Annotated in this window: 16 protein-coding genes; 8 read left to right on the top strand and 8 right to left on the bottom strand. The window is 68.3% G+C overall.

What is annotated here, in order from left to right:
• Positions 1-10: 10 nt before the first annotated feature.
• The 6 genes from pulA to ACTWQR_RS44450 all read right to left on the bottom strand — a co-directional run bounded on the left by pulA (position 11) and on the right by ACTWQR_RS44450 (position 12,524).
• A complete protein-coding gene (pulA, locus tag ACTWQR_RS44475; protein ID WP_443233014.1) occupies positions 11-5,428 on the bottom strand; it encodes a pullulanase-type alpha-1,6-glucosidase in 5,418 nt (1,805 codons plus the stop codon).
• 287 nt (positions 5,429-5,715) lie between these two features.
• Complete coding sequence (locus ACTWQR_RS44470; protein WP_443233003.1) at positions 5,716-7,089, bottom strand: alpha-amylase; 1,374 nt, start codon at positions 7,087-7,089, stop codon at positions 5,716-5,718.
• 147 nt (positions 7,090-7,236) lie between these two features.
• The gene (locus tag ACTWQR_RS44465; RefSeq protein ID WP_443233002.1) at positions 7,237-8,919 is read right to left on the bottom strand and encodes a glycoside hydrolase family 13 protein; all 1,683 of its coding nucleotides are present in this window, start codon (positions 8,917-8,919) and stop codon (positions 7,237-7,239) included.
• Positions 8,920-9,227: 308 nt separating this feature from the next.
• Positions 9,228-10,139 (bottom strand): sugar ABC transporter permease, encoded by a 912-nt coding sequence (locus ACTWQR_RS44460; protein WP_443233001.1) that lies wholly within the window; start codon positions 10,137-10,139, stop codon positions 9,228-9,230.
• 13 nt (positions 10,140-10,152) lie between these two features.
• Positions 10,153-11,157: a carbohydrate ABC transporter permease gene (locus ACTWQR_RS44455; RefSeq protein WP_443233000.1), complete on the bottom strand. Its 1,005-nt coding sequence runs from the start codon at positions 11,155-11,157 to the stop codon at positions 10,153-10,155.
• 98 nt (positions 11,158-11,255) lie between these two features.
• Positions 11,256-12,524 (bottom strand): extracellular solute-binding protein, encoded by a 1,269-nt coding sequence (locus ACTWQR_RS44450; protein ID WP_443232999.1) that lies wholly within the window; start codon positions 12,522-12,524, stop codon positions 11,256-11,258.
• A 479-nt stretch (positions 12,525-13,003) separates the two neighbouring features.
• Between ACTWQR_RS44450 and ACTWQR_RS44445 the strand changes: the two genes are divergently transcribed.
• Positions 13,004-14,038 (top strand): LacI family DNA-binding transcriptional regulator, encoded by a 1,035-nt coding sequence (locus tag ACTWQR_RS44445; protein WP_443232998.1) that lies wholly within the window; start codon positions 13,004-13,006, stop codon positions 14,036-14,038.
• 98 nt (positions 14,039-14,136) lie between these two features.
• Positions 14,137-15,123: a phosphatase PAP2 family protein gene (locus ACTWQR_RS44440; RefSeq protein WP_443232997.1), complete on the top strand. Its 987-nt coding sequence runs from the start codon at positions 14,137-14,139 to the stop codon at positions 15,121-15,123.
• Here ACTWQR_RS44440 and ACTWQR_RS44435 read toward each other — a convergent pair.
• A complete protein-coding gene (locus tag ACTWQR_RS44435) occupies positions 15,074-18,070 on the bottom strand; it encodes a bifunctional [glutamine synthetase] adenylyltransferase/[glutamine synthetase]-adenylyl-L-tyrosine phosphorylase (RefSeq protein ID WP_443232996.1) in 2,997 nt (998 codons plus the stop codon). The two genes, ACTWQR_RS44440 and ACTWQR_RS44435, sit on opposite strands and share 50 nt — an antisense overlap.
• Before the next feature lie 182 nt (positions 18,071-18,252).
• Here ACTWQR_RS44435 and ACTWQR_RS44430 point away from each other — a divergent pair, with 182 nt between their 5' ends.
• Together ACTWQR_RS44430 and ACTWQR_RS44425 are read left to right on the top strand one after the other, a co-directional pair.
• A complete protein-coding gene (locus ACTWQR_RS44430; protein ID WP_443232995.1) occupies positions 18,253-18,756 on the top strand; it encodes a pyridoxamine 5'-phosphate oxidase family protein in 504 nt (167 codons plus the stop codon).
• Positions 18,757-18,792: 36 nt separating this feature from the next.
• The gene (locus tag ACTWQR_RS44425) at positions 18,793-19,233 is read left to right on the top strand and encodes a VOC family protein (protein WP_443232994.1); all 441 of its coding nucleotides are present in this window, start codon (positions 18,793-18,795) and stop codon (positions 19,231-19,233) included.
• 245 nt (positions 19,234-19,478) lie between these two features.
• On the opposite strand, the gene ACTWQR_RS44420 is transcribed toward ACTWQR_RS44425, so the two are convergent.
• Positions 19,479-20,840, bottom strand: coding sequence for a glutamine synthetase family protein (locus ACTWQR_RS44420; RefSeq protein ID WP_443232993.1), 1,362 nt, complete (start codon positions 20,838-20,840; stop codon positions 19,479-19,481).
• Between the two features lie 354 nt (positions 20,841-21,194).
• Between ACTWQR_RS44420 and ACTWQR_RS44415 the strand changes: the two genes are divergently transcribed.
• The 4 genes from ACTWQR_RS44415 (at position 21,195) to ACTWQR_RS44400 (ending at position 25,231) form a co-directional block, all read left to right on the top strand.
• Positions 21,195-21,857, top strand: coding sequence for a DUF3105 domain-containing protein (locus ACTWQR_RS44415; protein WP_443232992.1), 663 nt, complete (start codon positions 21,195-21,197; stop codon positions 21,855-21,857).
• A 31-nt stretch (positions 21,858-21,888) separates the two neighbouring features.
• Complete coding sequence (locus ACTWQR_RS44410) at positions 21,889-22,512, top strand: DUF305 domain-containing protein (protein WP_443233013.1); 624 nt, start codon at positions 21,889-21,891, stop codon at positions 22,510-22,512.
• 145 nt (positions 22,513-22,657) lie between these two features.
• Positions 22,658-24,436: an NAD+ synthase gene (locus ACTWQR_RS44405; RefSeq protein WP_443232991.1), complete on the top strand. Its 1,779-nt coding sequence runs from the start codon at positions 22,658-22,660 to the stop codon at positions 24,434-24,436.
• A 213-nt stretch (positions 24,437-24,649) separates the two neighbouring features.
• Entirely contained in the window at positions 24,650-25,231 is a 582-nt protein-coding gene (locus ACTWQR_RS44400; RefSeq protein ID WP_443232990.1) for a DUF4232 domain-containing protein, read from the top strand.
• Positions 25,232-25,239: the final 8 nt, after the last annotated feature.

Here is a 25,239-nt window from a genome sequence, read left to right as displayed (position 1 = left end):
AGCTAGTCCGCTACCGGGCCGTCCGGGCGAATACGGCGACGCTGCGTCCTGGAACGGCGAATGTGCCCGATCCCGGATCGAAGGAGCTGGACTTGACGGTAGGGTCGGCGCCCTCGGCCTGCACCGGGTGCAGCGCGTACGCCGTCCCGGTGAGCGCCGAGATCCGCTGGTTCTGCCGCTCGGGTGTGGCGTTGAGGACGACGACCAGATCGCCGAGCCTCATCGTGATCACACCGGGCGTCTCGTCCTTGCCGGACAGCGGGAAGGACAGCTTCGACCGCACCTGCTCGGTGCTGTCGAGTCCGAAGACGCTCTCGCTCGTACGGATCTTCAACAGGTCCCGGTACGCGGCGGAGGCGCCCTCGATCTGCGGACAGCCCACCTCGACGGACGTCAACAAGGGCTTGGCGTAAGGCCACTTGGACTCGTTGTCGGCGGCCATCGGCAGTCCGCGCCCGAAGCCGTTGCCGTCCCGGCAGTCCCAGTGGACGGCGTTGAACCAGTCACCGCTGTCGTACGAGTTGCGGTCAAGGGACTTCGAACGCAGCAGGTCGGTGCCGGCCTGGGACAGCGCCGGGCCCTGCGACAGGGTGGCCGTCGCCATGGCGAGGACCTGCATCCGCGCCCGGTCGGCCGCGCTCACTGAGGTCGGCAGCTTGAACGTGAGCGCGTCGAACAGCGACTCGTTGTCGTGCGCGTCCACGTACGCGAGGGCGTCGCCTGGCGCGTCCGCGTACCCGGCGGGCGCCCCGTTGTAGTCGACCTCGGAGCCCTTGACCTCCTTGCCGCTGGTGTCGGTGAAGGTGAACGCCTTGAGATTGCCCGAGAGCCCCACCTTGATCAGGTCCTGGTAGTGCAGGAGCCGGGCCTTCTGCTCGGCCGAAGTACCGTTTGCCCCGGAGGAGTTGGGGTCGGTGTAGAGGCCGGACGCGAAGCCCTGGACGCCCGGGTCCTCGTCGAACGGGCCACCGCCGCGCACGGCGTCACGGGCCCGGTCGGAGAAGGTGGCGACACCGGTTCCGGCCATGTTCTTCTGCGTGGCCTGCACGAAGCGGGCGTCGTCCGCGACCTCGCCGAAGTTCCAGCCCTCGCCGTACAGGATGATCTTCTTCCCGTCGACGCCGTCCTCTTCGGGGGTGAGCGCGTCGAGGGCCTTCCTGACCGCCAGAATGTTGGCCTTCGGGTGGTGCCCCATCAGGTCGAAGCGGAAGCCGTCGACCTTGTACTCCTTGGCCCACGTGACGATCGAGTCCACCACCAGCTTGCCCATCATGGTGTTCTCGGTCGCCGTGTTGGCACAGCAGGTGGAGGTGGCGACGCTGCCGTCGGCGAGCAGCCGCTGGTAGTAGCCCGGCACGACCTTGTCGAGCACCGAGGTGTCGGCCTGGCCGCTCGCGGTGGTGTGGTTGTAGACCACGTCCATGACGACCCGCAGGCCGTCCTCGTTCAGGGACTTGACCATCTTCCTGAACTCGACCGTGCGGCCGGTCCCGTCGGGGTCGGTGGCGTACGAGCCCTCCGGCACCGTGTAGTGGTACGGGTCGTAGCCCCAGTTGTACGCGTCCTTCGCGGCGATCTTCGCCACGCACTCCTGCTGTTTCTCGGAGTCGGCGGCGTAGGAGGCGAGGTCGCAGTCGACGGTCGCCTGGTCGGACTTCTTCTCCGGGATGGTGGCGATGTCGAAGGCGGGCAGGAGATGGACGTACGACGTCCCGGACTCCGCAAGCCTCTTGAGGTGCTTGGAGCCGTCGCTGTCCTTGTCGGTGAAGGCGAGGTACGTGCCGGGGTTGGCCGCCGTCCTGTCCTCGACGGAGAAGTCCCGGATGTGCAGCTCCTGGATCTGGGCGTCCTTCAGCGGAACGGCCTTCGGCTTCTGGAGACCCGACCAGCCGCTCGGCGCAAGGGACTCGTCGCGGAGGTCGACGACGAGGCTGCGCTCGGAGTCGGCGGTGAGAGCGACCGAGTAGGGGTCGGTGACCTTGTTGGTGACGACCTCGCGGACGCTGGGCGCCCACACCTTCACGACGTAGCGGTAGGGCTTGTTCTTCCAGGACTTGGGACCGGTGAGGGACCAGACGCCGGTGGCGTTGTCCCTCTTCATGGGCACGGCCCGGTCGCCGATCTCCAGCGACACGTCCTGCGCCGTGGGCGCCCAGACAGCAAGCGTGGGGCGGCCGCCCCGGAACGTCGGCCCGAGGTCGGCCTTCGTCGCGTCGTACAGATCGTCGAGTACGCCCGCGATCTGCACGCCTGTCGCCGCCAACACGGCACCGTTCGCCGCCCGTTGGGAGGCGACCAGCTGGCCGCGCAGTGCCTCGCGCACCCGGTCCCGGTCGCGCGGGTCGACGGACCAGGCCGGGTAGTCCTTCAGGTGCGGGAACTCGGCCTTCTGCGCGTCGGTGAGCGTCGCCTTGTCCAGCCGCAGCCAGCGCTCGTCGTCGCTGACGAGGGCTCCGTCCTCGACCTTGATGGAGCCGTCGCGGGAGTACAGCAACTGGGTGGAGGCGGCTGCCTCGTTACCGTTCCACGCCACCGTGTTCCGGTCGATCCAGACCGCCTTGGAGGTGGTCAGGTCGAGTGCGGCGGCGCTGCCGGCGGGCTGTGGCAGGAGGTACTTCTCCTGGCCGTTCAAGAGCCACACCTCGTGGCCGTCGGCCTTGAGGTCGAGCGACTGGTCGGCGGGCAGGTCCTTCTCGTCGCCCTTGTGGATGATGTAACCGAGGCTGGTGGCACCCTCGGTGAGCGGTACCTCGAAGACCGCGCCATACGCGTCAGTCTTCACCGGCTCCAGGGGCTTCGACCAGTCCGTGGGGTTCGCGGAACCGGTCCAGGTGTGCAGACCCCAGCCGTCGTAGTTCCCGTCGGCGCGGCGGTAGTGCAGGACGGCCTTGGTCTTGTCCGGCGCCGGATAGTCGGCGGTCGGCCGCTCCGTCCGTACCGCCTCCTTTCCCTGCTCGACCCAGATCTCGCCCGTCTTGGTGACGTCGATCGTGCGGTCGGCGGAGACGTCCTTGTTGCCGTCCTTGTCGATGACGAGGAAGCCCACGTTCGACGCGCCCGGCTTCAGCTTCACGTGGGCGAAGGCCCCGTAGGCGTCCCGGCCGACGAAGTCGTGGCCCTCGGGCCAGGTGGTGCCCTCGCCGTCGGCGATGTCGCCCCAGGCGTACAGGCGCCAGTCGGTGTAGTCGCCGTCCTCGCGCTTGTAGTGGACGATCGCGTACTCGCGCGAGGAGGCGGTCGGAACCTCCTCGGCGGGCGGGGTGCCGGTGGTGGAGGCGGCCGTGGCACCGGCCGTACGCCCTGCCGAGTCGATCACAACCGCCTTGTAGCGCAGGGCGGTTCCGGCCGGTACGTCCTTGCCGACGACCTGAGTGACCTTGTACGGGGCGTGGTCCGCGGAACCGAGCGTCCGCCACTTGCCGTCGCCGACCTGGGCGGCGAAGACAACGCGGTTGAGCTGACCGCCGTCCACGTCGGCGGAGAGCTCGACGGTGCCGGTGGCGCCCGCGGCGGGAGCCTTCAGCGTGAGGGCGGGCTTGGTCGCAGGCTCAGCGAGCCTGCCCGCCGCCTTGAACACGACCGAGGAACCGGCCGGGACGGTGACGGTGACCTTCTTGTCGCCGGTGCTCTTCAGCACGTCGTCGGTGCCGTAGATCCCGCGGAACGTCATGCCCGCCGAGCCGGTCGCGAAGGTCGCCGCCTTCGCCTCGTCGGCGTTGTTGACGGCGACGACGTACTCGACGCCCGTCTCCGCGTACGTGCGGGAGAAGGCGTAGACGCCGGCGCCGTCGGCCGCGTACCGCTCCGTCTGTACGCCGTCCGCGAGGGCGGGGTTGTCCTTGCGGAGTTTCGCGAGAGCACTGATCTGCTTGTAGAGCGGTGCGCTCTTGTCGTACGCGTCCTCGGCGTGCGTACGGTCGGTGCCCAGCTCGTCGTCGTCCAGGTAGTCGGCCGTCCGGGACGCGAACATCGTCTGTCGGGCGTCCTTGTCGCCGCCCGCGCCGGTGAAGCCCTGCTCGTCGCCGTAGTAGACGACCGGGTTGCCGCGGCTGAGGAACATCAGCTCGTTCGCGAGCCTGTCCTTCTTCACCAGCTCGGCATCCGACGCCTTGGGGTTGTCCTGCTTCAGGAAGTACCCGATGCGGCCCATGTCGTGGTTGCCGAGGAAGGTGACCTGCTCGTACGCGTTGGCCTTGTCGGTCGTGTACTTGTAGTCGTCCGCGAAGACCGAGGCCAGGCGCTTCGCGCTGCCGCCCTGGGAGGCGTACGCACGGGCCGCGTCCTGGAAGGGGAAGTCCAGCGTGGAGTCGAGGCGGCCCTGGGTGACGTACGGCGAGGTGATCGACGTGTCCGCCGAGTAGACCTCGCCGAACATGAAGAAGTCGTCGCGGCCCTGCTTGGCCGCGTACGCGTCGAGGGCGGTGGCCCACTGGGTCCAGAACTCCGTGTTGACGTGCTTCACGGTGTCGATCCGGAAGCCGTCGATGTCGTAGTCCCTGACCCAGCGCTGGTAGATCTTCTCCATGCCGCCGACGACCTCGGGACGCTCGGTCCACAGATCGTCGAGGCCGGAGAAGTCGCCGTACTCGGCACTCTCGCCGGCGAAGGTCGAGTCGCCGCGGTTGTGGTACATCGTCGGGTCGTTGAGCCACGACGGCACCTTGAGGTACTTCTTCGCGTCGGCCACGACGGGCGTACGCGGGAAGGAACCGGCACCCACGGACGGGAAGTCCTTGGTCCCGTCCGCGTAGTCGGCGTCGTCGAAGGGCACGCCGTCCTTGGTCAGATACGGGAAGGCGCCCTTGGAGAGGTAGTCGTAGGACTTCTCCTCGTAGTCGACGACGTCGGCGGTGTGGTTGGTGATGACGTCGAAGAAGACCTTCATGCCCTTGTCGTGGGCCTTGTCGATGAGCTTCCCGAGGTCCTCGTTCGTGCCGAAGTGCGGGTCGACCTGGGTGAAGTCGGTGATCCAGTAGCCGTGGTACCCGGCGGAGGCGTCCTTGCCGACGCCCTGCACGGGCTGGTTCTTGAAGATCGGCGCCAGCCAGATGGCGGTGGTGCCGAGGTCCTTGATGTATTCGAGCTTCTTGGTCAGCCCTTTGAGGTCGCCGCCCTGGTAGAAGCCCTTGTCGGTGGGGTCATAGCCGGTCGCGAGGCGGGAGCCGGTGAGGCCGCCCTCGTCGTTGGACGCGTCGCCGTTGGCGAAGCGGTCCGGCAGGACGAAGTAGAACTGCTCGCGGGTCAGGTCGTGACGCGACGGCTCGGCGGCGAGCTTCGCGTCCGACGGGGGCGCGGGCGGGGTCTCTGCCCGGGCGACGAGGGGCTGGACGAGGGTGACGGCAAGCGCGGCGGCAGCTGTCGCCGCGATCCGTCCGCGGTGCGTGGCGGCGGCGCGGCGCACCCGCGGCGCCGGCCATCTCGGTATCAGGGCCACAGGCGTGAACTCCTAGCAAATACGGCTCATTTGACTCATTGGGTCCGACCCCACGCCACGGCACGGCTGCTCTGCCGGGCGTCGGCGTGAACGTATCGCCTGTGCAAGGCTTGCAGCAAGAGTCTTGAAAGGATCAGAAAGAACTTTCAGTCAGGAGCGCCGCGAAGCCCCGGTCACCGTGACAGCGATGACCGGGGCGACCCCAGTGACAGGGATGGCAGAAGCGGCCGGGCCTTCCATCCCCGCCCAGCACTCGGCGCCCAGCACTCAGGGCTCAGGGCTCAGCAGCTGGACTTGCCCGCGTAAATCGCCAGCGCCGCGTTGGACGCGAGCGTCGCCGTGAGCTGACCCGAGCCGTTCACCGTGACGCTGGTATTGCTCTGGACGTCGCAGTACGTGCCCGCGGCCAGCGAGGTCTGGTAGGTACGCGTCAGCGAGCTCGACTCGTGATTGATGGCCACGTAGCCCTTGCCGCCCCTGCCGAAGGCGATCGCGTCGTTGCCGTTGTCCCACCAGTCGCTGACGGATTCACCCCTGGTGGTGTTGCGGAAGGCCACCAACGACTGGATCTCCGGCCAGGCGTGCTGGCACTTCCAGCCGTCCTGCCAACAGGCGTTGACCGTACCGCCGTTGGGCGGACCCGCGTCCGTCGAGGAGAACTCGTAGCCGGAGTTGATGTCAGGCGCGCCGTATGGCCAGGCCAGCATGAAGACGTTCGCCAGCGTGTAGTTCGCGTTGTCCTTGTAGCTGAGCGTGGAGCCGTTGCGCTCGGTGTCGTGGTTGTCGACGAAGACGCCGGAGACGCCGCTGTTCAGGTATCCCCAGCCCTCGCCGTAGTTCTTCAGGTAGGCGAGGTTCTCATTGTTGAAGACGCGCTTGAGGTCGTACGCGTACCGGAACTCCTGGACGTCTCCGTTGCCTGTGTACTCGGTCGGCTGGACGGCCTCGCCGGAGCCGAAGATGACCTCCTGCTTCCAGTACACGGACGGATTGCTCAGCCGGGCCTTGATGTTGGCGAGGTCAGCGGCCGGCATGTGCTTGGCCACGTCGACACGGAAGCCGTCGACGCCGAGGGAGAGCAGGTCGTTCAGGTACTTGGCGATGGTCGCGCGGACGTACTCCTCGCCGGTGTCCAGATCGGAGAGCTCGACGAGTTCGCAGTTCTGCACGTTGGCGCGGTTGGTGTAGTCGCTGATGGTGGCGGTGCAGTCGTCGAAGTCGTACGAGGAGTACAGGCCCGGGTAGTTGTACTTCGAGTACGAGGAGCCGCCGGTGCCGGTGCCCGAGCCCGCCGACATGTGGTTGATGACGGTGTCGGCCACGACCTTCACGCCTGCCGCGTGGCAGGTGTTGACCATGCTCTGGAAGGCGGTCCTGTCACCGAGCCGCCCGGCGATCTTGTAGCTGACGGGCTGGTACGAGGTCCACCACTGCGGGCCCTGTATGTGCTCGGCGGGCGGCGAGACCTGGACGTATCCGTAACCGGCCGGGCCCAGGCGGTTGGTGCACTCCTTGGCGACCGAGGCGAAGGTCCACTCGAACAGGACGGCGGTGACGTCCCTGGTTCCCGGCGGGGAGGCGTGCGCGGTGCCCGCAGGGACGACGAGCGCGGCCGCCGCGAGGGCGAGCGCGCCGGAGAGAGCTCTCTTGGCCATGTGGGGGTCCTTCTCCGTTGAAGGTTCTTGCTGCAAGATTCAACCGCCATGCGGTGCGCCAGATACTAGAAGCCCGCCTCCCGAAGCGGAAGGCGGGCTTCTGAAAATTCCGGAAAGTTCTTGCAGAACCCCTCGGTTGACGGGCGGTCAGTTGTCGGTCCACCACACCGTGGTGTCCGCCGGCAGCTTCGCCTCGCCCTCGTCCGTCACGGCCACCTCGCCGCTGGTGAGCAGCACCCGCCCGTACGCCGGAACGGTCACCGCCTCACCACCGGTGTTCGTGGTGCAGGCGAACGCCCCGCGCCTGAAGGCCAGTACGCCTTCGGGTGCCTTCAGCCACTCGACGGAGTCGCCCGCGCCCAGGTCGGGCTGCTCACGGCGCACGGCGAGCGCGGACCGGTACAGCTCCAGCGTGGAGTCCGCGACCCCGGTCTGCGCCTCGATGCTCAACTCGCCCCAGCCGGACGGCTGGGGCAGCCAGCTGCCGCCACCGCCGAAGCCGTACGACGAGCCGTCCCGCGTCCACGGGATCGGCACCCGGCACCCGTCGCGGAACCCGTCCTGACCGGCCCCCCGGAAGTAGGCGGGGTCCTGACGCACCTCGTCGGACAGGTCGACGACGTCGGGCAGGCCCAGCTCCTCGCCCTGGTACAGGTAGGCGGACCCGGGCAGCGCGAGCATCAGGAGCGTCGCCGCGCGCGCCCGGCGCAGGCCCAGCTCGCGGTCTCCGGCGGTACGGATCTGGGTGCCGAGCCCGGCCGGGTTGGCGAACCGTGTCGCGTGCCGGGTCACATCGTGGTTGGACAGCACCCAGGTGGCGGGGGCGCCGACGGGGCGCATCGCGTCGAGGGTGCGGTCGACGCAGGAGCGCAGCTCGTCGGCGTCCCAATGGGTGCTCAGGTACTGGAAGTTGAAGGCCTGGTGCAGTTCGTCGGGGCGGACGTAGTTGGCGGTGCGCTCGATCGTCGGGGTCCAGGCCTCGGCGACGAAAATGCGCTGGCCCGCGTATTCGTCCAGGACGATCCGCCAGGACCGGTAGATCTCGTGCACGCCCTCCTGGTCGAAGAACGGCATGACATCGTTGCCCAGCAGCTTCACCTGCCCATGGGAACCCAGGTCGGGCAGGCCCGCCGCCTTCACCAGCCCGTGCGCGACGTCGATACGGAAGCCGTCGACGCCCATGTCGAGCCAGAACCGCAGGATCGAGCGGAACTCGTCACCGACGGCCGGGTGGTCCCAGTTGAAATCGGGCTGCTCGGGCGCGAAGAGGTGCAGGTACCAGTCGCCGGGGGTGCCGTCCGGCTCGGTCACCCGGGTCCAGGCGGGCCCGCCGAAGATGGACTCCCAGTCGTTGGGCGGGAGTTCACCGTCGACGCCCTTCCCCGGGCGGAAGTGGTAGCGGTCCCGCAGCGGCGAACCCGGGCCGTCGGCGAGGGCCCGCTTGAACCACTCGTGCTGGTCGGAGGAGTGGTTGGGCACGAGGTCGACGATGATCCTCAGGCTCAGCTCGTGGGCGTCGCGGATCAGCGCGTCGGCGTCCAGCAGGTTGCCGAACATCGGGTCGACGGCCCGGTAGTCGGCCACGTCGTAGCCGGCGTCGGCCTGTGGCGAGGCGTAGAAGGGGCTGAGCCACACGGCGTCCACGCCGAGGTCACGCAGATACGGAAGTCGGGAACGTACGCCCTCCAGGTCGCCCATGCCGTCGCCGTTGCTGTCGGCGAAGCTGCGCGGATAGACCTGGTAGATCACCGCGTCGCGCCACCAGTCGCGGTGGGCGGCGACGGTGGCGAGGGCGGAGGTCGGTGCCTGGTCGGCGGAGTGCTGGCTCATGGCGTCCTTGATGCGGTGGGGAGAGTGCGGTCCACGGAGGTCTGTCGACTGGTCTACAAAATTGTGGCGCTTTCAGGTTTTCGGCGGTTTGCGGAAATCTCGGAGTCTGCCGGATGCCGGATGTGAGGCGGCCGCGCTGAACGCACGGGAGCTCGGAAGCTCGGCTCCTGTCGTCAAAGCTGGCGCCTGCCGGGGGTCGGGCGCCACCCGGCAGGCGGTACTTCGCCGACAGGACGTCGTGGGCGTAGTGGGCGTAGTGGGCGTCGTGCGTGCAATAGACGTAACGGGCGTAATACGCGTCAAGGGCGTCAGCCTTTCGTGCCGCCCGCGGTCAGACCGGTCACCAGGTTCTTCTGCACAAGGTAGAAGAACGCGGAGACAGGGATGGCCACCAACACCGCGGTGGCGGCCATCAGGTTCCGCTGGGCGTCGTGCTCGCTGACGAAACTCTGCAGACCGACGGCGAACGTGTACTTCGTGTCGGACAGCATGAACGTCGAGGCGAAGGCGACCTCGCCGAACGCGGTGATGAAGCTGTAGAAGGCGGCGACCGCCAGGCCCGGCTTGGCGAGCGGCAGGATCAGCCGCGCGAACGTGCCGAAGGGCGACAGGCCGTCGACGCGCCCCGCCTCGTCGATCTCGAAGGGGATGGTGTCGAAGTAGCCCTTGAGCAGCCAGGCGCAGTACGGCACGGCGGTCGAGCAGTAGACGAGGATCAGGCCCAAGTAGTTGTCGATGAGCTGGAGTTCCGAAAGGATCTCGTACATCGGCACCATCAGCACGGCGACCGGGAACATCTGGGTGACCAGCAGCACCCACATGAACTTCTTGTAGCCCGGGAAGCGCATGCGGGAGACCGCGTAGCCCGTGGTGGCGGCGACCAGTACGCCGATGACCGTCGTGCCGAGCGACACGATGAGCGTGCTCCACAGCCAGTCGAAGAACGGCGTGTGCTGGAGGACGAACGAGTAGTTGTCGAGCGTCATCTTGCCGAGGATGCCGCCGGGGTGCAGGTAGTCGTCCTTGTCCGGGCCGAGGGACAGGTAGACCAGCCAGGCGATCGGGAAGAGCGCGATCAGGCTCGCGACGATCAGGATGCCGTGCGAGGTGAGCGAGCCGGCGAGGCCGCGCTCACCTCGCCGCCGCCCCTTGCCCGTCGGGGTGGTGTCCGTGGGGACCCGGTCCGCCGGGGCGGAACTCTGGACTGTCGTGGTGCTCATGGGGGCTCCTGCCTCAGGTCGCGAGCTGCTGCTCATTGCGGGCCAGCCAGCGGCGGTAGACGGAGGTGAAGACGATCAGGATGGAGAGCAGCAGGACGCCGTACGCGGCGGACTGCGCGTAGTCGCGCGGCTGCTGTCCGAAGCCCAGGTAGTAGGCCCAGGTGACGAGGATCTGCGCGTCCGGCGCGGTGTCGCCGAAGAGCAGGAAGATGATGGCGAACTGGTTGAAGGTCCAGATCACGCCGAGCAGTACGACGGTGGAGCTGACCGACCGCAGCCCCGGCAGCGTGACGTGCCGGAACCGCTGCCAGGCGCCCGCCCCGTCCATCTCCGCGGCCTCGTACAGCACGGAGTCGATGGACTGCAGCCCGCCCAGCAGCGAGACCATCATGAACGGCACACCGCACCACGTGTTGACCATGATCGCGGCCGCGCGCTGCCAGAAGGTGTCCTCCAGCCACAGCGGCGACGGCAGGTGCACCGCGTCGAGCATGGAGTTGATGATCCCGGCGTCGGCGAGCATGAACCGCCAGCCGAAGACGGTGACGAAGGTGGGCACGGCCCACGGCAGGACCAGGATGAGCCGGTAGAAGGTGCGGCCGCGCAGCTTCTGGTTGAGCAGCAGGGCCAGGCCGAGGCCGATGGCGTAGTGGAGCAGGACGCACAGGGCCGTCCACACGATCGTCCAGATGAAGTGCGACCAGAAACGGTCGTACGAGGTCGGGCCCCACAGGATGTCGGCGTAGTTGTCGAGGCCGATGAACTCGTAGGTGGCGTCGATGTGGTTGACGCCGATGGTGCGGGCCGAGTTGAGGCTGGTGGCGTCGGTGAACGTCAGGTAGATGCCCCGCGCCAGCGGATAGAGCACCAGCACGCCGAGCACGACGACCACCGGGGTGATCATCGCGTACGCGTACCAGTACTTCTGGTACGAGTGTCTGAGGCGCTGGAGCGGACCGGGGCGCGGGTCGCGCTCACCGCGGCGCTTGCCGGTCGCGCGGTCGATGACGACTGTCATGGTTCGACACCTTCTGGAAAATCATCGGGTTGGGCGCACGCACAGCCGGTGGCCGACGGATCCCCCCCGGTGGGGGAGGATCCGGCGGCCACGCGGGCTCACTTGCTGAAGTCCGGGACCAGCTTGGCGATCGCGGTCTCCGCGTTGCTCAGGCCCTTGTCCAGCGACTCGTTGCCGGCGGCGACCTTGTTCAGCTCGATGTCGAGCGGACCCCACAGCGAGCTGTACTCGGGCAGCGCCGGGCGCGGCTGGGCGGAGGCGAGCACGCTCTGATAGCCCGCGATGCCCGGGTCGGCCTTGACCTCGGCCGTGTAGGCGTCCTCGCGCGTCGGGAGCGTGGAGTTCTTGAGCGCGATCGTCTCCTGCGACTTCTGCGACGACATGAACTTCAGGAACTTCAGCGAGGCCTCCTGGTGGGCCTTGTCCGAGCCCGCGTACACGGAGAGGTTGTGGCCGCCGGTCGGCGCGCCGGCCTTGCCGCCGGCGCCGGCCGGGACGGTGGCGATGCCCAGGTTGGCCTTGTCCTTGAAGGCCGAGCCCTTGTAGAAGTTCGTGATCTCCCAGGGCCCCTGGATGATCGAGGCGACCTTGCCGCTGACGAACGCCTCCTGGATGTGGGCGTAGGCGTCGACGGTGGTGTCGGCCTTGTGCAGGCCCTTGCCGTCGAACAGGCCCTGCCAGGTCTCGTAGCCCTTGACCGCGGCGGCCGACTTCACGGTGATCTTCTTGGCGTCGGCGTCGACCGTGTCGGTGCCCTCGCCGTAGAGGAACGACTGCGCGTAGTACGCCTGCGTCGACCCCCAGTAGCCGTCGACGCCCGTCTTCTTCTCGACCGTGGCGGCGGCGCTCTTGAGCTCGGCCCAGGTGGTGGGCGCCTCAAGGCCCGCTTCCTTGAAGAGGGCCTTGTTGTAGACGAGCGCGAGGGTGTCGGTGACCAGCGGCACGCCGTACGTCTTGCCGTCGTACTTGGCCTGCTCGATCAGGCTGGGCTGGAACTTGCTCTGGTCCGCGAGGGCCTCGGTGCCGTCGAGGGGCAGGAAGAAGCCCTTCTTCGCGAACGCGGGGGTCCAGCCGACCTCGGAGCGCAGGATGTCCGGGGCGCCCTTGGAGCCGGCGGCGGTGTCGAACTTGTTCTGCGCCTGGTCGAAGGGCACGTTGACGTACTTGACCTTGATGTCCGGGTTGGCCTTCTCGAAGTCCTTGGCGAGGGCCTTGTACGTCGGTGCCTCGTTGGTGGCGTTGGACGTGTCCCACCAGGTGATGGTGACCGGACCGCCCGCCTCGCCACTGTCGCTGTCGCCGCCGCAGGCCGTCGCCGCGAGGGCGAGGGACGCCACCAGTGCGGTGGCCGCTATGCCACGCCGCATGAGTTCTCCTTGAGGGTGAAAGCCCGTGTGGTTGAGGGAGCGGCCCCGTCCTGCCGTCCCCGCCGACTTGCCGACCGCGTCGTTGCCGCCGCCGGGCGACGTGAACGTAACAGCGATGCAAGGGCGGCGAAAGGTCTTGCAGCAAAAAAATGCAAGACCGACCGACAGTTACCCGCCCGTGACCACCTCTCGACCATCCCGAGGCCTCACTTGGGGCCGTTCACCGGCCAAGAGGCCGCTGTGCAAGACTCTGCAAGCTCTTGCCATACCGGTCCGCCACGGGGATCATCACACCGCAGACGCCTTGCGGGATCCGCCCGACTGACCCGCGAGCGCACGCGGCAGGCACCGACCAGCATGCCGACCAGAGACCACGAGGGAGCGCGATGACGCAGCAGCCCGGAGCGCGCCGTTCAAGTGCCCGCGCACGGCGTTCGTTCGGTGGGCAAGGCGTTACCCGGCCGGTACAGTCCACCCCTGTGACCACACGGCTTGCCGACATCGCAGCCCAGGCGGGGGTGAGCGAAGCGACGGTCAGCCGCGTCCTGAACGGGAAGCCGGGCGTCGCCGCGACCACCCGCCAGTCCGTCCTGGCCGCGCTGGACGTGCTGGGCTACGAGCGGCCCGTACGCCTGCGGCAGCGCAGCGAAGGGCTCGTCGGGCTGATAACCCCGGAGCTGGAGAACCCGATATTCCCTGCCCTGGCCCAGGTCATCGGCCAGGCTCTGACCAGGCAGGGCTACACGCCCGTCCTGGCGACCCAGACACCGGGCGGCTCCACCGAGGACGAGCTGACCGAGATGCTGGTCGACCGGGGCGTCGCCGGCATCATCTTCGTCTCCGGACTGCACGCCGACACCTCCGCGGACATGCAGCGGTACGAGCAACTGCGCGGCCGAGGGGTGCCCTTCGTCCTGGTCGACGGTTTCTCCCCGAAGGTGCAGGCCCCCTTCATCTCCCCCGACGACCGGGCGGCGATGGCCCTCGCGGTGACCCACCTCGTCTCGCTCGGTCACACCCGGATCGGCCTCGCCCTGGGCCCGAAGCGGTTCGTGCCGGTCCAGCGCAAGATCGAGGGTTTCGTCCGCACGATGCAGGACCTGCTGGGCCTGACCGCGGCGGACATCGAAGAGCGCCTGGTCCAGCACTCGCTGTACACACTGGAGGGCGGCCAGGCGGCCACCAACGCGCTCATCGACCGCGACTGCACGGCCATCGTCTGCGCGAGCGACATGATGGCCCTGGGCGCCATACGGGCCGCCCGCCAACGCGACCTCAAGGTCCCCCAGGACATCTCCGTCGTCGGCTTCGACGACTCCCCGCTCATCGCCTTCACGGACCCGCCCCTCACCACGGTCCGCAAACCGGTCCCGGCCATGGGCCAGGCCGCGGTGCGCACGTTGCTGGAGGAGATCGGCGGGACGCCGGCACCCCACAGTGAGTTCGTGTTCATGCCGGAACTGGTGGTACGCGGTTCCACCGCTTCGTCCCCTGGGGACCGAAATCGTACGTAGGCAGTAGCGCCCCACCTACTCCGGGTGTAGAACATGCGACCGGAACCCACCCGAGGGATGATCTGTGGGGAAAGGCTTATCTGGCAGACTCTGTCCCTATGGGTGAGAGCACCGTGACGACATTGGAAGGCCAGCAGTCGGCCACTCCACAGCCCGTCGCGGACGAGGCGAAGGACCGCGCGGGGCAGCGTCTCCTGCGCGGATTGCGCACGCCGCGCCGCCCTCGGCTCTGGTTCGAGATCCTGCTGATCGCGGTGAGTTACTGGACGTACTCACTGATCCGCAACGCGGTCCCGGAGCAGCGGGCGGAAGCCCTGCGCAACGCGGACTGGATCTGGAAGGTGGAGCACCACCTCGGCCTCGCCATCGAGGACTCCGTCAACCACACCGTGAACTCGGTGACTTGGCTGATCGTGGGCATGAACTACTACTACGCGACGCTGCACTTCGTGATCACCCTGGGCGTCCTGGTCTGGCTCTTCCGGGGCCATCCCGGCCGCTACGCGGCGACCCGCATGGTGCTCTTCGCGACCACAGGTGTGGCCCTGCTCGGTTACTATCTGTATCCACTCGCCCCGCCCCGCCTGATGACCAACACCGACTTCATCGACACGGTCGTGGTCCATCAGACCTGGGGCTCGATGGCCTCCGGCGACCTGAAGAACATGTCGAACCAGTACGCCGCGATGCCGTCCATGCACATCGGCTGGTCCCTCTGGTGCGGCCTCACGATCTTCGCCCTGGCCTCGGCACCCTGGGCCCGCATCCTCGGCCTCCTCTACCCCACGGCGACCCTGGTGGTCATCGTCGCCACGGCCAACCACTTCTGGCTGGACGCGGTGGGCGGCATGCTGTGCCTGGCATTCGGCTTCACGGTGGCACGCGCCTGGTACGGCTCCCTCCCGTACGCCCTGCCACAACTGGTACCGGCGAAGGGCCGGGGCGGCCCGAATCAGGGGCGCGGGGAACTGGGCGACCGGCCCCCACCCACCGGCACTGGAACAACCGCCGAACAACCGTCCAACCGCCGGAGGCCTACGCCCCGTAAAACAGCTCATCCACCACAGCCCGAGCCCGCCGAGTAGTACGCCGATAGTCATCGAGCATGTCCCCCACATGCCCAGGCCCGTACCCCAGGTACCGCCCCACCGCGGCCAGCTCACGCCCGCCGGACGGAAACGTATCCCCCGCCCGCCCCCGCACGAGCATCACAGCGTTCCGCACCCGAGTGGCCAGCACCCACGCCTCGTCCAGTATCGAAGCGTCCTCAGCAGAGATCAGCCCAGCGGCACAAGCCGCGGCAAGCGCTTCCCGCGTACGAGTCGTCCGCAGCCCCGGCTCCACCCACCCGTGCCGCAGCTGAAGCAGCTGAACGGTCCACTCCACATCGGAGAGCCCGCCCCGCCCCAGCTTGGTGTGCAAGGTCGGATCGGCCGCACGAGGCATCCGCTCCGACTCCATACGAGCCTTCAGCCGCCGAATCTCCCGCACCGCGTCATCGCCGAGCCCCTCCGCCGGATACCGCAACGGATCGACCAGCTCGAGGAACCGTCGCCCCAGGTCCGCGTCCCCCGCGACGACCTCGGCCCGCAGCAACGCCTGCGACTCCCACACCAACGACCACCGTCGGTAGTAGGCCTCGTACGAGTTCAAGGTCCGTACCATCGGCCCGGACTTCCCCTCCGGCCGCAGGTCCGCGTCGATCAACAGCGGCGGATCAGAACTGGAGACCTGAAGCAGCCGCCGCATCTCGGAGACAACGGCATTCGCGGCCCGGGAGGCCTCCTGCTCGTCCACACCCTCCCAGGGCTCGTGCACGAACAGCACATCGGCATCGGACCCGTAACCCAGCTCGTGTCCACCGAAGCGCCCCATACCGATCACCGTGAACCGGGTGGGCAGAGTCTCCCCCCACCCGTCCCGCACCACGGCCCGCAAAGCCCCGGCCAGCGTCGCGGCGGTCAGGTCGGACACCGCCCCGCCCACCAGGTCCACCAGCGCACCCTGATCGGCCGAGGCGGGCGACTCCTCGGTGCCGTAGGAACTGATGATGTCGATGGCGGCCGTACGGAACAGCTCCCGCCGCCGCACACCCCGCGCCGCGGTCACCGCGGCCTCTCCCCCACTGGCCCGCCCCACGGCCGCGAGGATCTCCTGCTCCAGGTGGGCCCGGTCCCTGGGTTCGAGACCGCCCGCCTTGCCGTCCCCGAGCAGCGCCACCGCCTCGGGCGCCCGCATCAGCAGATCGGGCGCGAGCCGTCCGGCGGACAGCACCCGGGCAAGATTCTCAGCGGCAGCCCCTTCGTCCCTCAACAACCGTAGATACCAAGGGGTCTTGCCCAACGCGTCAGAAACCTTGCGGAAGTTGAGCAACCCGGCATCGGGATCGGCGGAGTCCGCGAACCACCCCAACAACACGGGCAGCAAGGTCCGCTGAATGGCGGCCTTCCGAGAAACCCCGGAAGCGAGCGCCTCCAGATGCCGCAACGCCGCAGCGGGATCCGCGTACCCGAGAGCGACCAACCGCTCCCGCGCCGCACCCGCGCTCAACCGGCTCTCACCGGGCGCGAGTTGAGCGACAGCATCGAGCAACGGCCGGTAGAAGAGCTTCTCGTGCAGTCGGCGCACGACGGCGGCGTGCCGCTTCCACTCCCGGTTCAGCTCGGCGACCGGCTCCGTACGCAGCCCCAACGACCGCCCGATACGCCGTAGATCGGCCTCGTCGTCGGGCACGAGATGCGTACGCCGCAGCCGGAAGAGCTGAATGCGGTGCTCCATGGACCGCAGAAACCGATAGGCCTCATCGAGCTGCCCGGCATCGACGCGCCCCACGTACCCGCCCTCCGCCAGCGCCCTGAGGGCATCCAGCGTGGTCCCGCTCCGCAACGACGTATCGGCCCGTCCGTGCACCAACTGCAGCAGCTGCACAGCGAATTCGACGTCCCGCAGGCCTCCCGGCCCGAGCTTCAGCTCCCGCTCGAGCTCAGCGACCGGAATGGTCTCGACGACTCTCCGCCGCATCTTCTGCACGTCGGAGACGAAGTTCTCCCGCTCGGCGGCCTGCCAGACGAGCGGCGCGAGCGTGGCGACGTACGTCTCCCCCAGCTCGATGTCCCCGGCGACGGGCCGCGCCTTCAACAGGGCCTGGAACTCCCAGGTCTTGGCCCACCGCTGGTAGTACGCGAGATGGCTGGACAGCGACCGCACCAACGGCCCGTTGCGCCCCTCGGGCCGCAGATTGGCGTCAACGGGCCAGATCGACCCTTCCACGGTGGTCTCGGAGCAGATCCGCATCAGATGAGAAGCCAGCCGGGTCGCGGCCCGAAGCGCCTTCCCCTCATCGGCCCCGTCCACGGCCTCCCCGACGAAGATGACATCGACATCGGAGACGTAGTTGAGCTCGTGGCCTCCGCACTTGCCCATCGCGATGACCGCGAGCCGGCACAGCGCGGCGTCCTCGGGCGCCGCGCCCCGGGCGATGGCGAGGGCGGCCCGCAGCGTGGCGGTCGCGAGGTCCGCGAGCTCGGCCGCGGTCTGCGCGAGATCGGTCGTCCCGCACACGTCACGCGCGGCGACGGACAGCAGACAGCGCCGGTAGGCGACCCGCAGCGACACCGGGTCGGTGGCCTCGGCGAGCCCGCGCTCGAACTCCGCGATGCCGGGGTGCAGGTCCTGCGGCTCGTACATCACGAGGGCGTGCCAGTCGAGCGGATGCCGGGCGAGGTGGTCGCCGAGGGCGGCGGAGGCGCCGAGCACTCCGAGCAGCCGGTCCCGCAGCGGCTTGGCCGCGATCAGCGTGTCCAGCAGCTCGCGCTGGCCCGCGTGACCGTCCTGCGCCTCGACGAGCCGTACGAGCCCGAGCAGCGCAAGATCCGGATCGGCGGTGGCCCCGAGCGCGTCGAGCAGCACCGGGTCGGTCCTTATCGGCGCCAGCTCCGCGCTCTCCAGCAGTCGCTCGGCGGCCGACGGATCGATGAAACCGTGCCGCAGCAGCCGAGTGAAGGTACTGCTCCTGCGCCCCGGCGTCGTCATCCTCGGCCCTCCCGTCGGATCAAGGTCGTACGGCGTTGAGCCTAACCGGAGTGCCGGAGAGAAGCGCCGGAGCGGATCGGTGACCGATGAGTTCCGCCCGTGGCCGAGGTCTGTCCTGACGAGGGAACTCCAGCCATCCGATTCATCATGATTCATCCGATTTCTGCGCCAGGAGGAAACCCATGCAAGCACGGGCCGAGCTAGACGCCCGCTACAGCGACGAGACCGCCACCGCACGCCCCTGGTCCGAGGCCGAGACGATGCTCTCCGAGGCCGAGCTGTTCTGGATCTCGACCGTACGGCCCGACGGCCGCCCGCACGTCACGCCGCTGCCCGCGGTGTGGGCGGACGGCGCGTTGCACTTCTGCACGGGGCCCGAGGAGCGCAAGGCACGCAATCTCGCGCTGAACCCGCACGTGGTGCTGACCACCGGCACGAACACCTGGAACAAGGGATACGACCTCGTGGTGGAGGGCGAGGCCGTCCGGGTGACCGACGACGGCAGGCTGCGCGAGCTGGCCGGGGCGTGGGAGCGCAAGTACGGCAGTTTCTGGCACTTCGAGGTGCGCGACGGCTTCTTCCACCACGGCCCCGGGAATGCCCTTGTCTTCGCGGTGGCGCCCGGGACCGTTTTCGGCTTCGGTAAGGGAGAGCCGTTCAGCCAGACCCGTTGGCGATTCGGCTGACACTCCTGTCGGTGCGACTCGGAGGACGAGAAACAAATGCAATACACACTCGAAGTGATCCCGCTGCCAGTCAGCGACATCGACCGGGCCCGGGACTTCTACCGGGACAAGGTCGGCTTCCACGTCGACATCGACCAGGAGGTCATGCCCGGCATGCGCATCGTCCAGCTGACGCCTCCGGGCTCCGGCTGTTCCATCGCCCTCGGTGACACCCTCTGGGAGACGATGGCAGGACCGACGCCGTCGCCGGGCTCGTACCAGGGCCTCCAACTGTGCGTCGCCGACATCAAGGCGGCCCACGCCGAGCTGTCCGAGCGCGGCCTCGACATCTCCGAGCCGGTGCAGTACGCCCCCGACGACGGCGCCACCTTCATGTACTTCAAGGACCCGGACGGCAACGGCTGGTCGGTCCAGGAGTACCGCCAGCGGGCGACGAAGCCACTGCATCAGCTGCTGACGGACCTGGCTCAGCAGTAGCGCCTCCGCTCATCCGCTGACGCCGAGGGGCGGCTGCCCCTCGGCGTCGGATCGCACGTTCGGAGACCCTGTAACGGCTGCCCTCGGCCTCGCCGACGCCCGCTCTCCACTCACGTCACGGACTGCTCGACTCCGGATCCCCGATTACCCGCCTTGGACGACGGCCTGTGAGACGCCGTGGGGCCGACGGTCAGCGACCGTCGGCCCCACGTGCCGTTCTGGCGGGATACCCCGCTGACCTGCACCTACAGCACAGGCAAGTTCTTCCGCAGCTCAAAGGCAGTCACCTCGGAGCGGTACTCCTCCCACTCCTGGCGCTTGTTGCGGAGGAAGAAGTCGAAGACGTGCTCGCCGAGCGTCTCGGCGACCAGTTCGCTGCGCTCCATGAGGGTGAGGGCCTCGCCCAGGTTCTGGGGCAGGGGCTCGATGCCCATCGCGCGGCGCTCGGCGTCGGAGAGGGCCCAGACGTCGTCGTCGGCGCCCGGCGGGAGCTCGTAGCCCTGCTCGATGCCCTTGAGACCGGCGGCGAGGAGCAGCGCGTACGCCAGGTACGGGTTCGCGCCCGAGTCCAGGGAGCGGACCTCGACCCGCGCCGAGCCCGTCTTGCCGGGCTTGTACATCGGGACGCGGACGAGGGCCGAGCGGTTGTTGTGGCCCCAGCAGATGTACGAGGGGGCCTCGCCGCCGGCGCCCGCGGTGCGCTCGGAGCCGCCCCAGATGCGCTTGTAGGAGTTGACCCACTGGTTGGAGACGGCCGAGATCTCCGCGGCGTGCTTGAGCAGGCCCGCGATGAAGGAACGGCCGACCTTGGAGAGCTGGTACTCGGAGCCGGACTCGTAGAAGGCGTTGCGGTCGCCCTCGAAGAGGGAGAGGTGCGTGTGCATGCCGGAGCCGGGGTGCTCGGAGAACGGCTTCGGCATGAAGGTCGCCTGGACGCCCTGCTCCAGCGCCACCTGCTTCATGACCAGGCGGAACGTCATGATGTTGTCGGCCGTGGAGAGCGCGTCCGCGTAGCGCAGGTCGATCTCCTGCTGGCCCGGGGCGCCCTCGTGGTGCGAGAACTCGACCGAGATGCCCATCGACTCCAGCATGGTGATCGCCTGGCGGCGGAAGTCCATGCCGACGTTCTGGGGGGTGTGGTCGAAGTAGCCGGAGTTGTCGGCCGGAGTCGGGCGCGTGCCGTCGACCGGCTTGTCCTTCAGCAGGAAGAACTCGATCTCCGGGTGGGTGTAGAAGGTGAAACCCAGGTCGGAGGCCTTGGCGAGGGCGCGCTTCAGCACGTACCGCGGGTCCGCGAAGGACGGCGAGCCGTCCGGCATGAGGATGTCGCAGAACATGCGGGCCGTGCCGGGGGCCTCCGCGCGCCACGGGAGGACCTGGAAGGTCGACGGGTCCGGCTTGGCGATCATGTCGGACTCGTAGACGCGGGCGAAGCCCTCAATGGCCGATCCGTCGAACCCGATGCCCTCGTCGAAGGCCTGCTCCAGCTCGGCCGGAGCCACGGCGACGGACTTGAGGAAGCCCAGCACGTCCGTGAACCACAGGCGTACGAAACGGATGTCGCGCTCCTCCAATGTACGGAGCACGAACTCCTGCTGCTTGTCCATCTTCCGCTTCCACCCAATCCTTGCTGGTCAGGCCGCCTGCTCCCGTCCCAGGGAGGCGGTCGGGCACCTGAGCATCCCACCACAACAGCATTTCATGCGCATTGCGGGCCGCGATCGGCCGGCCGACCTCGGTCCGAACGCCTCACGTACGGCAGGTGTACTGCTCTGATGCCCATCTTGCCTGCTGACCGCCGCACATGTAATGGCCGACGCCCGCCGTCTCCGCTCACCGTAAAATTGTCGCCGGAGGCCCGGATCATTCGGCCATTCCGCTGGCCTCCCTGCGAGTGCGCCTCGCTCCCCCACTACGATCAGCTGACCCGACCGCCCCCTTTTCCCCAGAAGGACCACCGCATGGGTTCCGCCAAGAAGACAGACAGCAGGTCGCGCAAGGCGCGGATAGAGGAGATGCGGCGCGCCGAGCAGTCCCGTGAGCGCCGCAACCGGATCCTCACGATCACCGCCAGCGTGATCGTCGTCGGCGGTCTCGTCGCCGGTGGCGCGGTCCTGATCAACTCGCAGTCCGACGACGAGGGCAGCACGTCGAGCCAGTCGACCTCGGGGAAGTTCGTCACCGGCAAGGACGGCGTGAAGACGTGGAGCGAGAAGCTCTCCCAGACCCACGTCACCAAGGACGTGAAGTACCCGATGGAGCCCCCGGTCGGTGGTGACCACAACCAGGCCTGGATGAACTGCAACGGCGACGTCTACACCGAGGCGATCAACAACGTGAACGCCGTCCACTCGCTGGAGCACGGCGCGGTCTGGGTGACGTACAACAGCAAGGCGTCGGACGCGGACGTGAAGGCGCTCGCGGACAAGGTCAAGAAGACCCCGTACACGCTGATGAGCCCGGTCGAGGACCAGAAGGACCCGATCATGCTCTCCGCGTGGGGCAAGCAGCGCACGGTGACGAGCGCGGGCGACCCGAACGTCGACAAGTTCTTCTCGGAGTTCGTACAGGGCAAGCAGACGCCGGAGCCGGGTGCCGCCTGCACCAACGGCCTGTCGAAGTGACGTTCGCGGTGAGGAATTCGCGGTGAGGAAGATGAAGTTCGCCGGTTGGATCACCGGGGCCGCCGCGACCGCGCTCGTGGCGGCCGGGGCCATAACGTACGCGGTCGCCGACGGCGACGAGTCCGGCATGAAGGCCCCGGCGGCGGACTCCGCGGACGCGGGCTTCGCGCGTGACATGGCGGTGCACCATCAGCAGGCCGTCGAGATGTCGTACATCGTGCGCGACCGCACCGAGGACGATGAGGTGCGGCGCCTCGCGTACGACATCGCGCAGACGCAGGCCAACCAGCGCGGCATGATGCTCGGCTGGCTGGACCTGTGGGAGCTGCCCAAGGTGTCGGCCGACGAGCCGATGGCGTGGATGGACATGGGCGGCATGGCGTCCGGCGAGGACGGCTCGCTGATGCCTGGGATGGCGACGAACACCGAGCTCGACTCGCTGCGCGAGGCGAACGGCAAGGCCGCCGAGGTCCGCTATCTGCAGCTGATGTACGCGCATCACACGGGCGGTGTGCACATGGCCGAGGGGTGCGTGGACAAGTGTGAGGTCGGCGTGGAGCGCCGGCTCGCGCAGGGCATGGTCCAGGCCCAGGAGTCGGAGATGAAGCTGATCACCGACCTGCTCAAGGAGCGCGGCGCGAAGCCGCTGAACTGAGGCGTCTGTACTGAGGCCTTGGTAGAGAAACAGCGTCTGCACTGAGGCCTCGGTGCCGAAACAGGGGTGAGGCAGCGGGCCCACGTGGGGCGCCCCACACCCCTCCCCACCCCATCGCGTCGCTCTGACGATTACACTGGGACGCGTGCCTCAACTACGCCTCGCCCTGAATCAGATCGACTCGACCGTCGGCGATCTCGCCGGGAACGCCGAGGCGATCGTCCGTTGGACCCGGCACTCCGCCGAGCAGGGAGCGCATCTGGTGGCGTTCCCCGAGATGGTGCTGACCGGGTATCCCGTCGAGGACCTGGCCCTGCGGTCGTCCTTCGTCGAAGCGTCCCGGGCGGCCCTGCGGGGTCTCGCCGGGCGGCTCGCCGACGAGGGTTACGGAGAGCTGCCGGTGATCGTCGGCTACCTCGACCGGACCGAGACCGCCCAGCCCAAGTTCGGGCAGCCGGCCGGTGCCCCGCGGAACGCTGCCGCTGTGCTGTACGGAGGCCGGGTGGCGCTCACCTTCGCCAAGCACCACCTGCCGAACTACGGCGTCTTCGACGAGTTCCGCTACTTCGTGCCCGGCGACACCCTCCCGGTCGTGCGGGTGCACGGTGTCGACGTCGCCCTCGCCATCTGCGAGGACCTCTGGCAGGACGGCGGCCGCGTACCTGCCACGCGGAGCGCGGGGGCCGGGTTGCTGGTCTCCATCAACGCCTCGCCGTACGAGCGCGACAAGGACGACACCCGGCTGGAGCTGGTGCGCAAGCGTGCGCAGGAGGCCGGGTGCACGACCGCGTACCTCGCCATGATCGGCGGGCAGGACGAGCTGGTTTTCGACGGTGACTCGATCGTCGTCGACCGGAACGGTGAAGTCGTCGCGCGGGCGCCGCAGTTCGCCGAGGGGTGCGTCGTTCTTGATCTCGATCTGCCGGCCGCTGCCGCGGAGCCGCCTTCGGCCCGCGGCGCAGCCGCCAATGGACGCATCGTCGATGATGGGCTGCGTATCGATCGTCTGGTGATCTCCGAGGAGCCGCTGCCCGCGTACGAGGCGGAGCTCGGTGGTGGATACGCCGAGCGGCTCGACGACGACGAAGAGGTCTACTCGGCGCTCGTGGTCGGGCTTCGGGCCTATGTGGCGAAGAACGGGTTCCGGTCTGTGCTGATCGGGCTTTCGGGTGGTATCGACTCCGCTCTCGTCGCGGCGATCGCCTGCGACGCGCTGGGCGCGCAGAACGTGTACGGCGTCTCGATGCCGTCCAAGTACTCCTCGGACCACTCCAAGGGCGACGCGGCCGAGTTGGCGCGGCGGACCGGGCTCAACTTCCGGACCGTGCCGATCGAGCCGATGTTCGACGCGTACATGGGGTCGTTGGGGCTCACCGGGCTGGCCGAGGAGAACCTTCAGTCGCGGCTGCGCGGGACCATGCTGATGGCCATCTCCAACCAGGAGGGGCACATCGTGCTGGCGCCGGGGAACAAGTCCGAGCTGGCGGTGGGGTATTCGACGCTGTACGGCGACTCTGTGGGGGCGTACGGGCCGATCAAGGACGTGTACAAGACGTCGATCTTCCGGCTGGCCGAGTGGCGCAACCGGGCGGCGGCCGAGCGGGGTCAGACCCCGCCGATTCCCGAGGCCTCCATCACCAAGCCGCCGAGCGCCGAGCTGCGGCCCGGTCAGGTCGACACCGACTCGTTGCCGGACTATCCCGTGCTGGACGCGATCCTGGAGCTTTACGTCGACCGGGATACGGGGGCCGATGCGATCGTGGCCGCCGGGTTCGATCACGAGCTGGTGACCAAGACGCTGCGCATGGTGGACACGGCGGAGTACAAGCGGCGTCAGTATCCGCCGGGTACCAAGATCTCGGCGAAGGGGTTCGGCAAGGACCGGCGGCTGCCGATCACCAACCGGTGGCGCGAGAACGTGTGACCTGGCCACCACACCACGGGGTCCGTCCGAGGGGCACAGGCTCAGGTGATTGTTGGTGGCGGTGTGCGGGTGGAGGGTTAGCGAGGCTCCGGTGGACAGGAGTGGAGCATGAGCGTTTAGAAAGCGCGTTTCGTGAGACTTATGGCGGCGTCGTGACAGAGCCGGTGATGACACCGGCTCGGTCAACCCCCGATCCCGTTAGGGGATTTCTCCATGAGTGTCACCGCTTACCGTCGCGGCCGAACCGTCCGCACTGTCTCCGCTTCCGTGCTGGCTGTCGCCGCCCTGACCCTGACCACCGCGTTCAGCGCGGGCGAGGGTACCGGCAGCAGGGCCGACGCCGCAGGCTTAGGCAACACCGCCGGTGGAAGCTCGAAGGGAGAGCCGATCGGAGACTGTGACATCAACAAGACGGTCTTCTCCGTCCAGAGCGTCGAACGGCCCGTCAACCACCTGCTGCTCACGGCGACCAACGGGGCCGGGGTGGACTGCAGGCTCGCGGACTTCCCGAGCCTGAGGTTCGGGGACTCGCAAGCCGCCACCCCGCAGATCGAGGAGAGCAAGCCACAGTCCGCCCCCGTCCTCACGCCGGGAGAGAGCGCCTACGCCGGTATCACCACGTCCGCGGCGGACGGCTCGGGCTCCCACGGCCGCGTGGTCAACTCCCTGGAGGTGTTCATCGAGGGCAACGAGGACGGCACTGACGTCGAACTGCCCGGCGGTTCCGTCTTCGTCGACAGCAGCGCCAAGGTGACGTACTGGCAGACCGATGTGGAGGACGCCCTTTCCTGGTGACTCCCGCG

It is taken from the genome of Streptomyces sp. 2A115 (assembly GCF_052245575.1).
Classification (GTDB): domain Bacteria; phylum Actinomycetota; class Actinomycetes; order Streptomycetales; family Streptomycetaceae; genus Streptomyces.
This window is presented reverse-complemented; position numbering and strand designations above follow the sequence as displayed.

Bases quoted from the DNA above. Each gene is read 5' to 3' on its own strand.
- ACTWQR_RS44415 (WP_443232992.1), top strand. From the start codon at position 21,195: ATGGGTTCCGCCAAGAAGACAGACAGCAGGTCGCGCAAGGCGCGGATA.
- ACTWQR_RS44425 (WP_443232994.1), top strand. From the start codon at position 18,793: ATGCAATACACACTCGAAGTGATCCCGCTGCCAGTCAGCGACATCGAC.
- ACTWQR_RS44410 (WP_443233013.1), top strand. From the start codon at position 21,889: ATGAAGTTCGCCGGTTGGATCACCGGGGCCGCCGCGACCGCGCTCGTG.
- ACTWQR_RS44465 (WP_443233002.1), bottom strand. From the start codon at position 8,919: ATGAGCCAGCACTCCGCCGACCAGGCACCGACCTCCGCCCTCGCCACC.
- ACTWQR_RS44435 (WP_443232996.1), bottom strand. From the start codon at position 18,070: ATGACGACGCCGGGGCGCAGGAGCAGTACCTTCACTCGGCTGCTGCGG.
- ACTWQR_RS44470 (WP_443233003.1), bottom strand. From the start codon at position 7,089: ATGGCCAAGAGAGCTCTCTCCGGCGCGCTCGCCCTCGCGGCGGCCGCG.
- ACTWQR_RS44455 (WP_443233000.1), bottom strand. From the start codon at position 11,157: ATGACAGTCGTCATCGACCGCGCGACCGGCAAGCGCCGCGGTGAGCGC.
- ACTWQR_RS44450 (WP_443232999.1), bottom strand. From the start codon at position 12,524: ATGCGGCGTGGCATAGCGGCCACCGCACTGGTGGCGTCCCTCGCCCTC.
- ACTWQR_RS44400 (WP_443232990.1), top strand. From the start codon at position 24,650: ATGAGTGTCACCGCTTACCGTCGCGGCCGAACCGTCCGCACTGTCTCC.
- ACTWQR_RS44430 (WP_443232995.1), top strand. From the start codon at position 18,253: ATGCAAGCACGGGCCGAGCTAGACGCCCGCTACAGCGACGAGACCGCC.
- ACTWQR_RS44460 (WP_443233001.1), bottom strand. From the start codon at position 10,139: ATGAGCACCACGACAGTCCAGAGTTCCGCCCCGGCGGACCGGGTCCCC.
- ACTWQR_RS44440 (WP_443232997.1), top strand. From the start codon at position 14,137: ATGGGTGAGAGCACCGTGACGACATTGGAAGGCCAGCAGTCGGCCACT.
- ACTWQR_RS44420 (WP_443232993.1), bottom strand. From the start codon at position 20,840: ATGGACAAGCAGCAGGAGTTCGTGCTCCGTACATTGGAGGAGCGCGAC.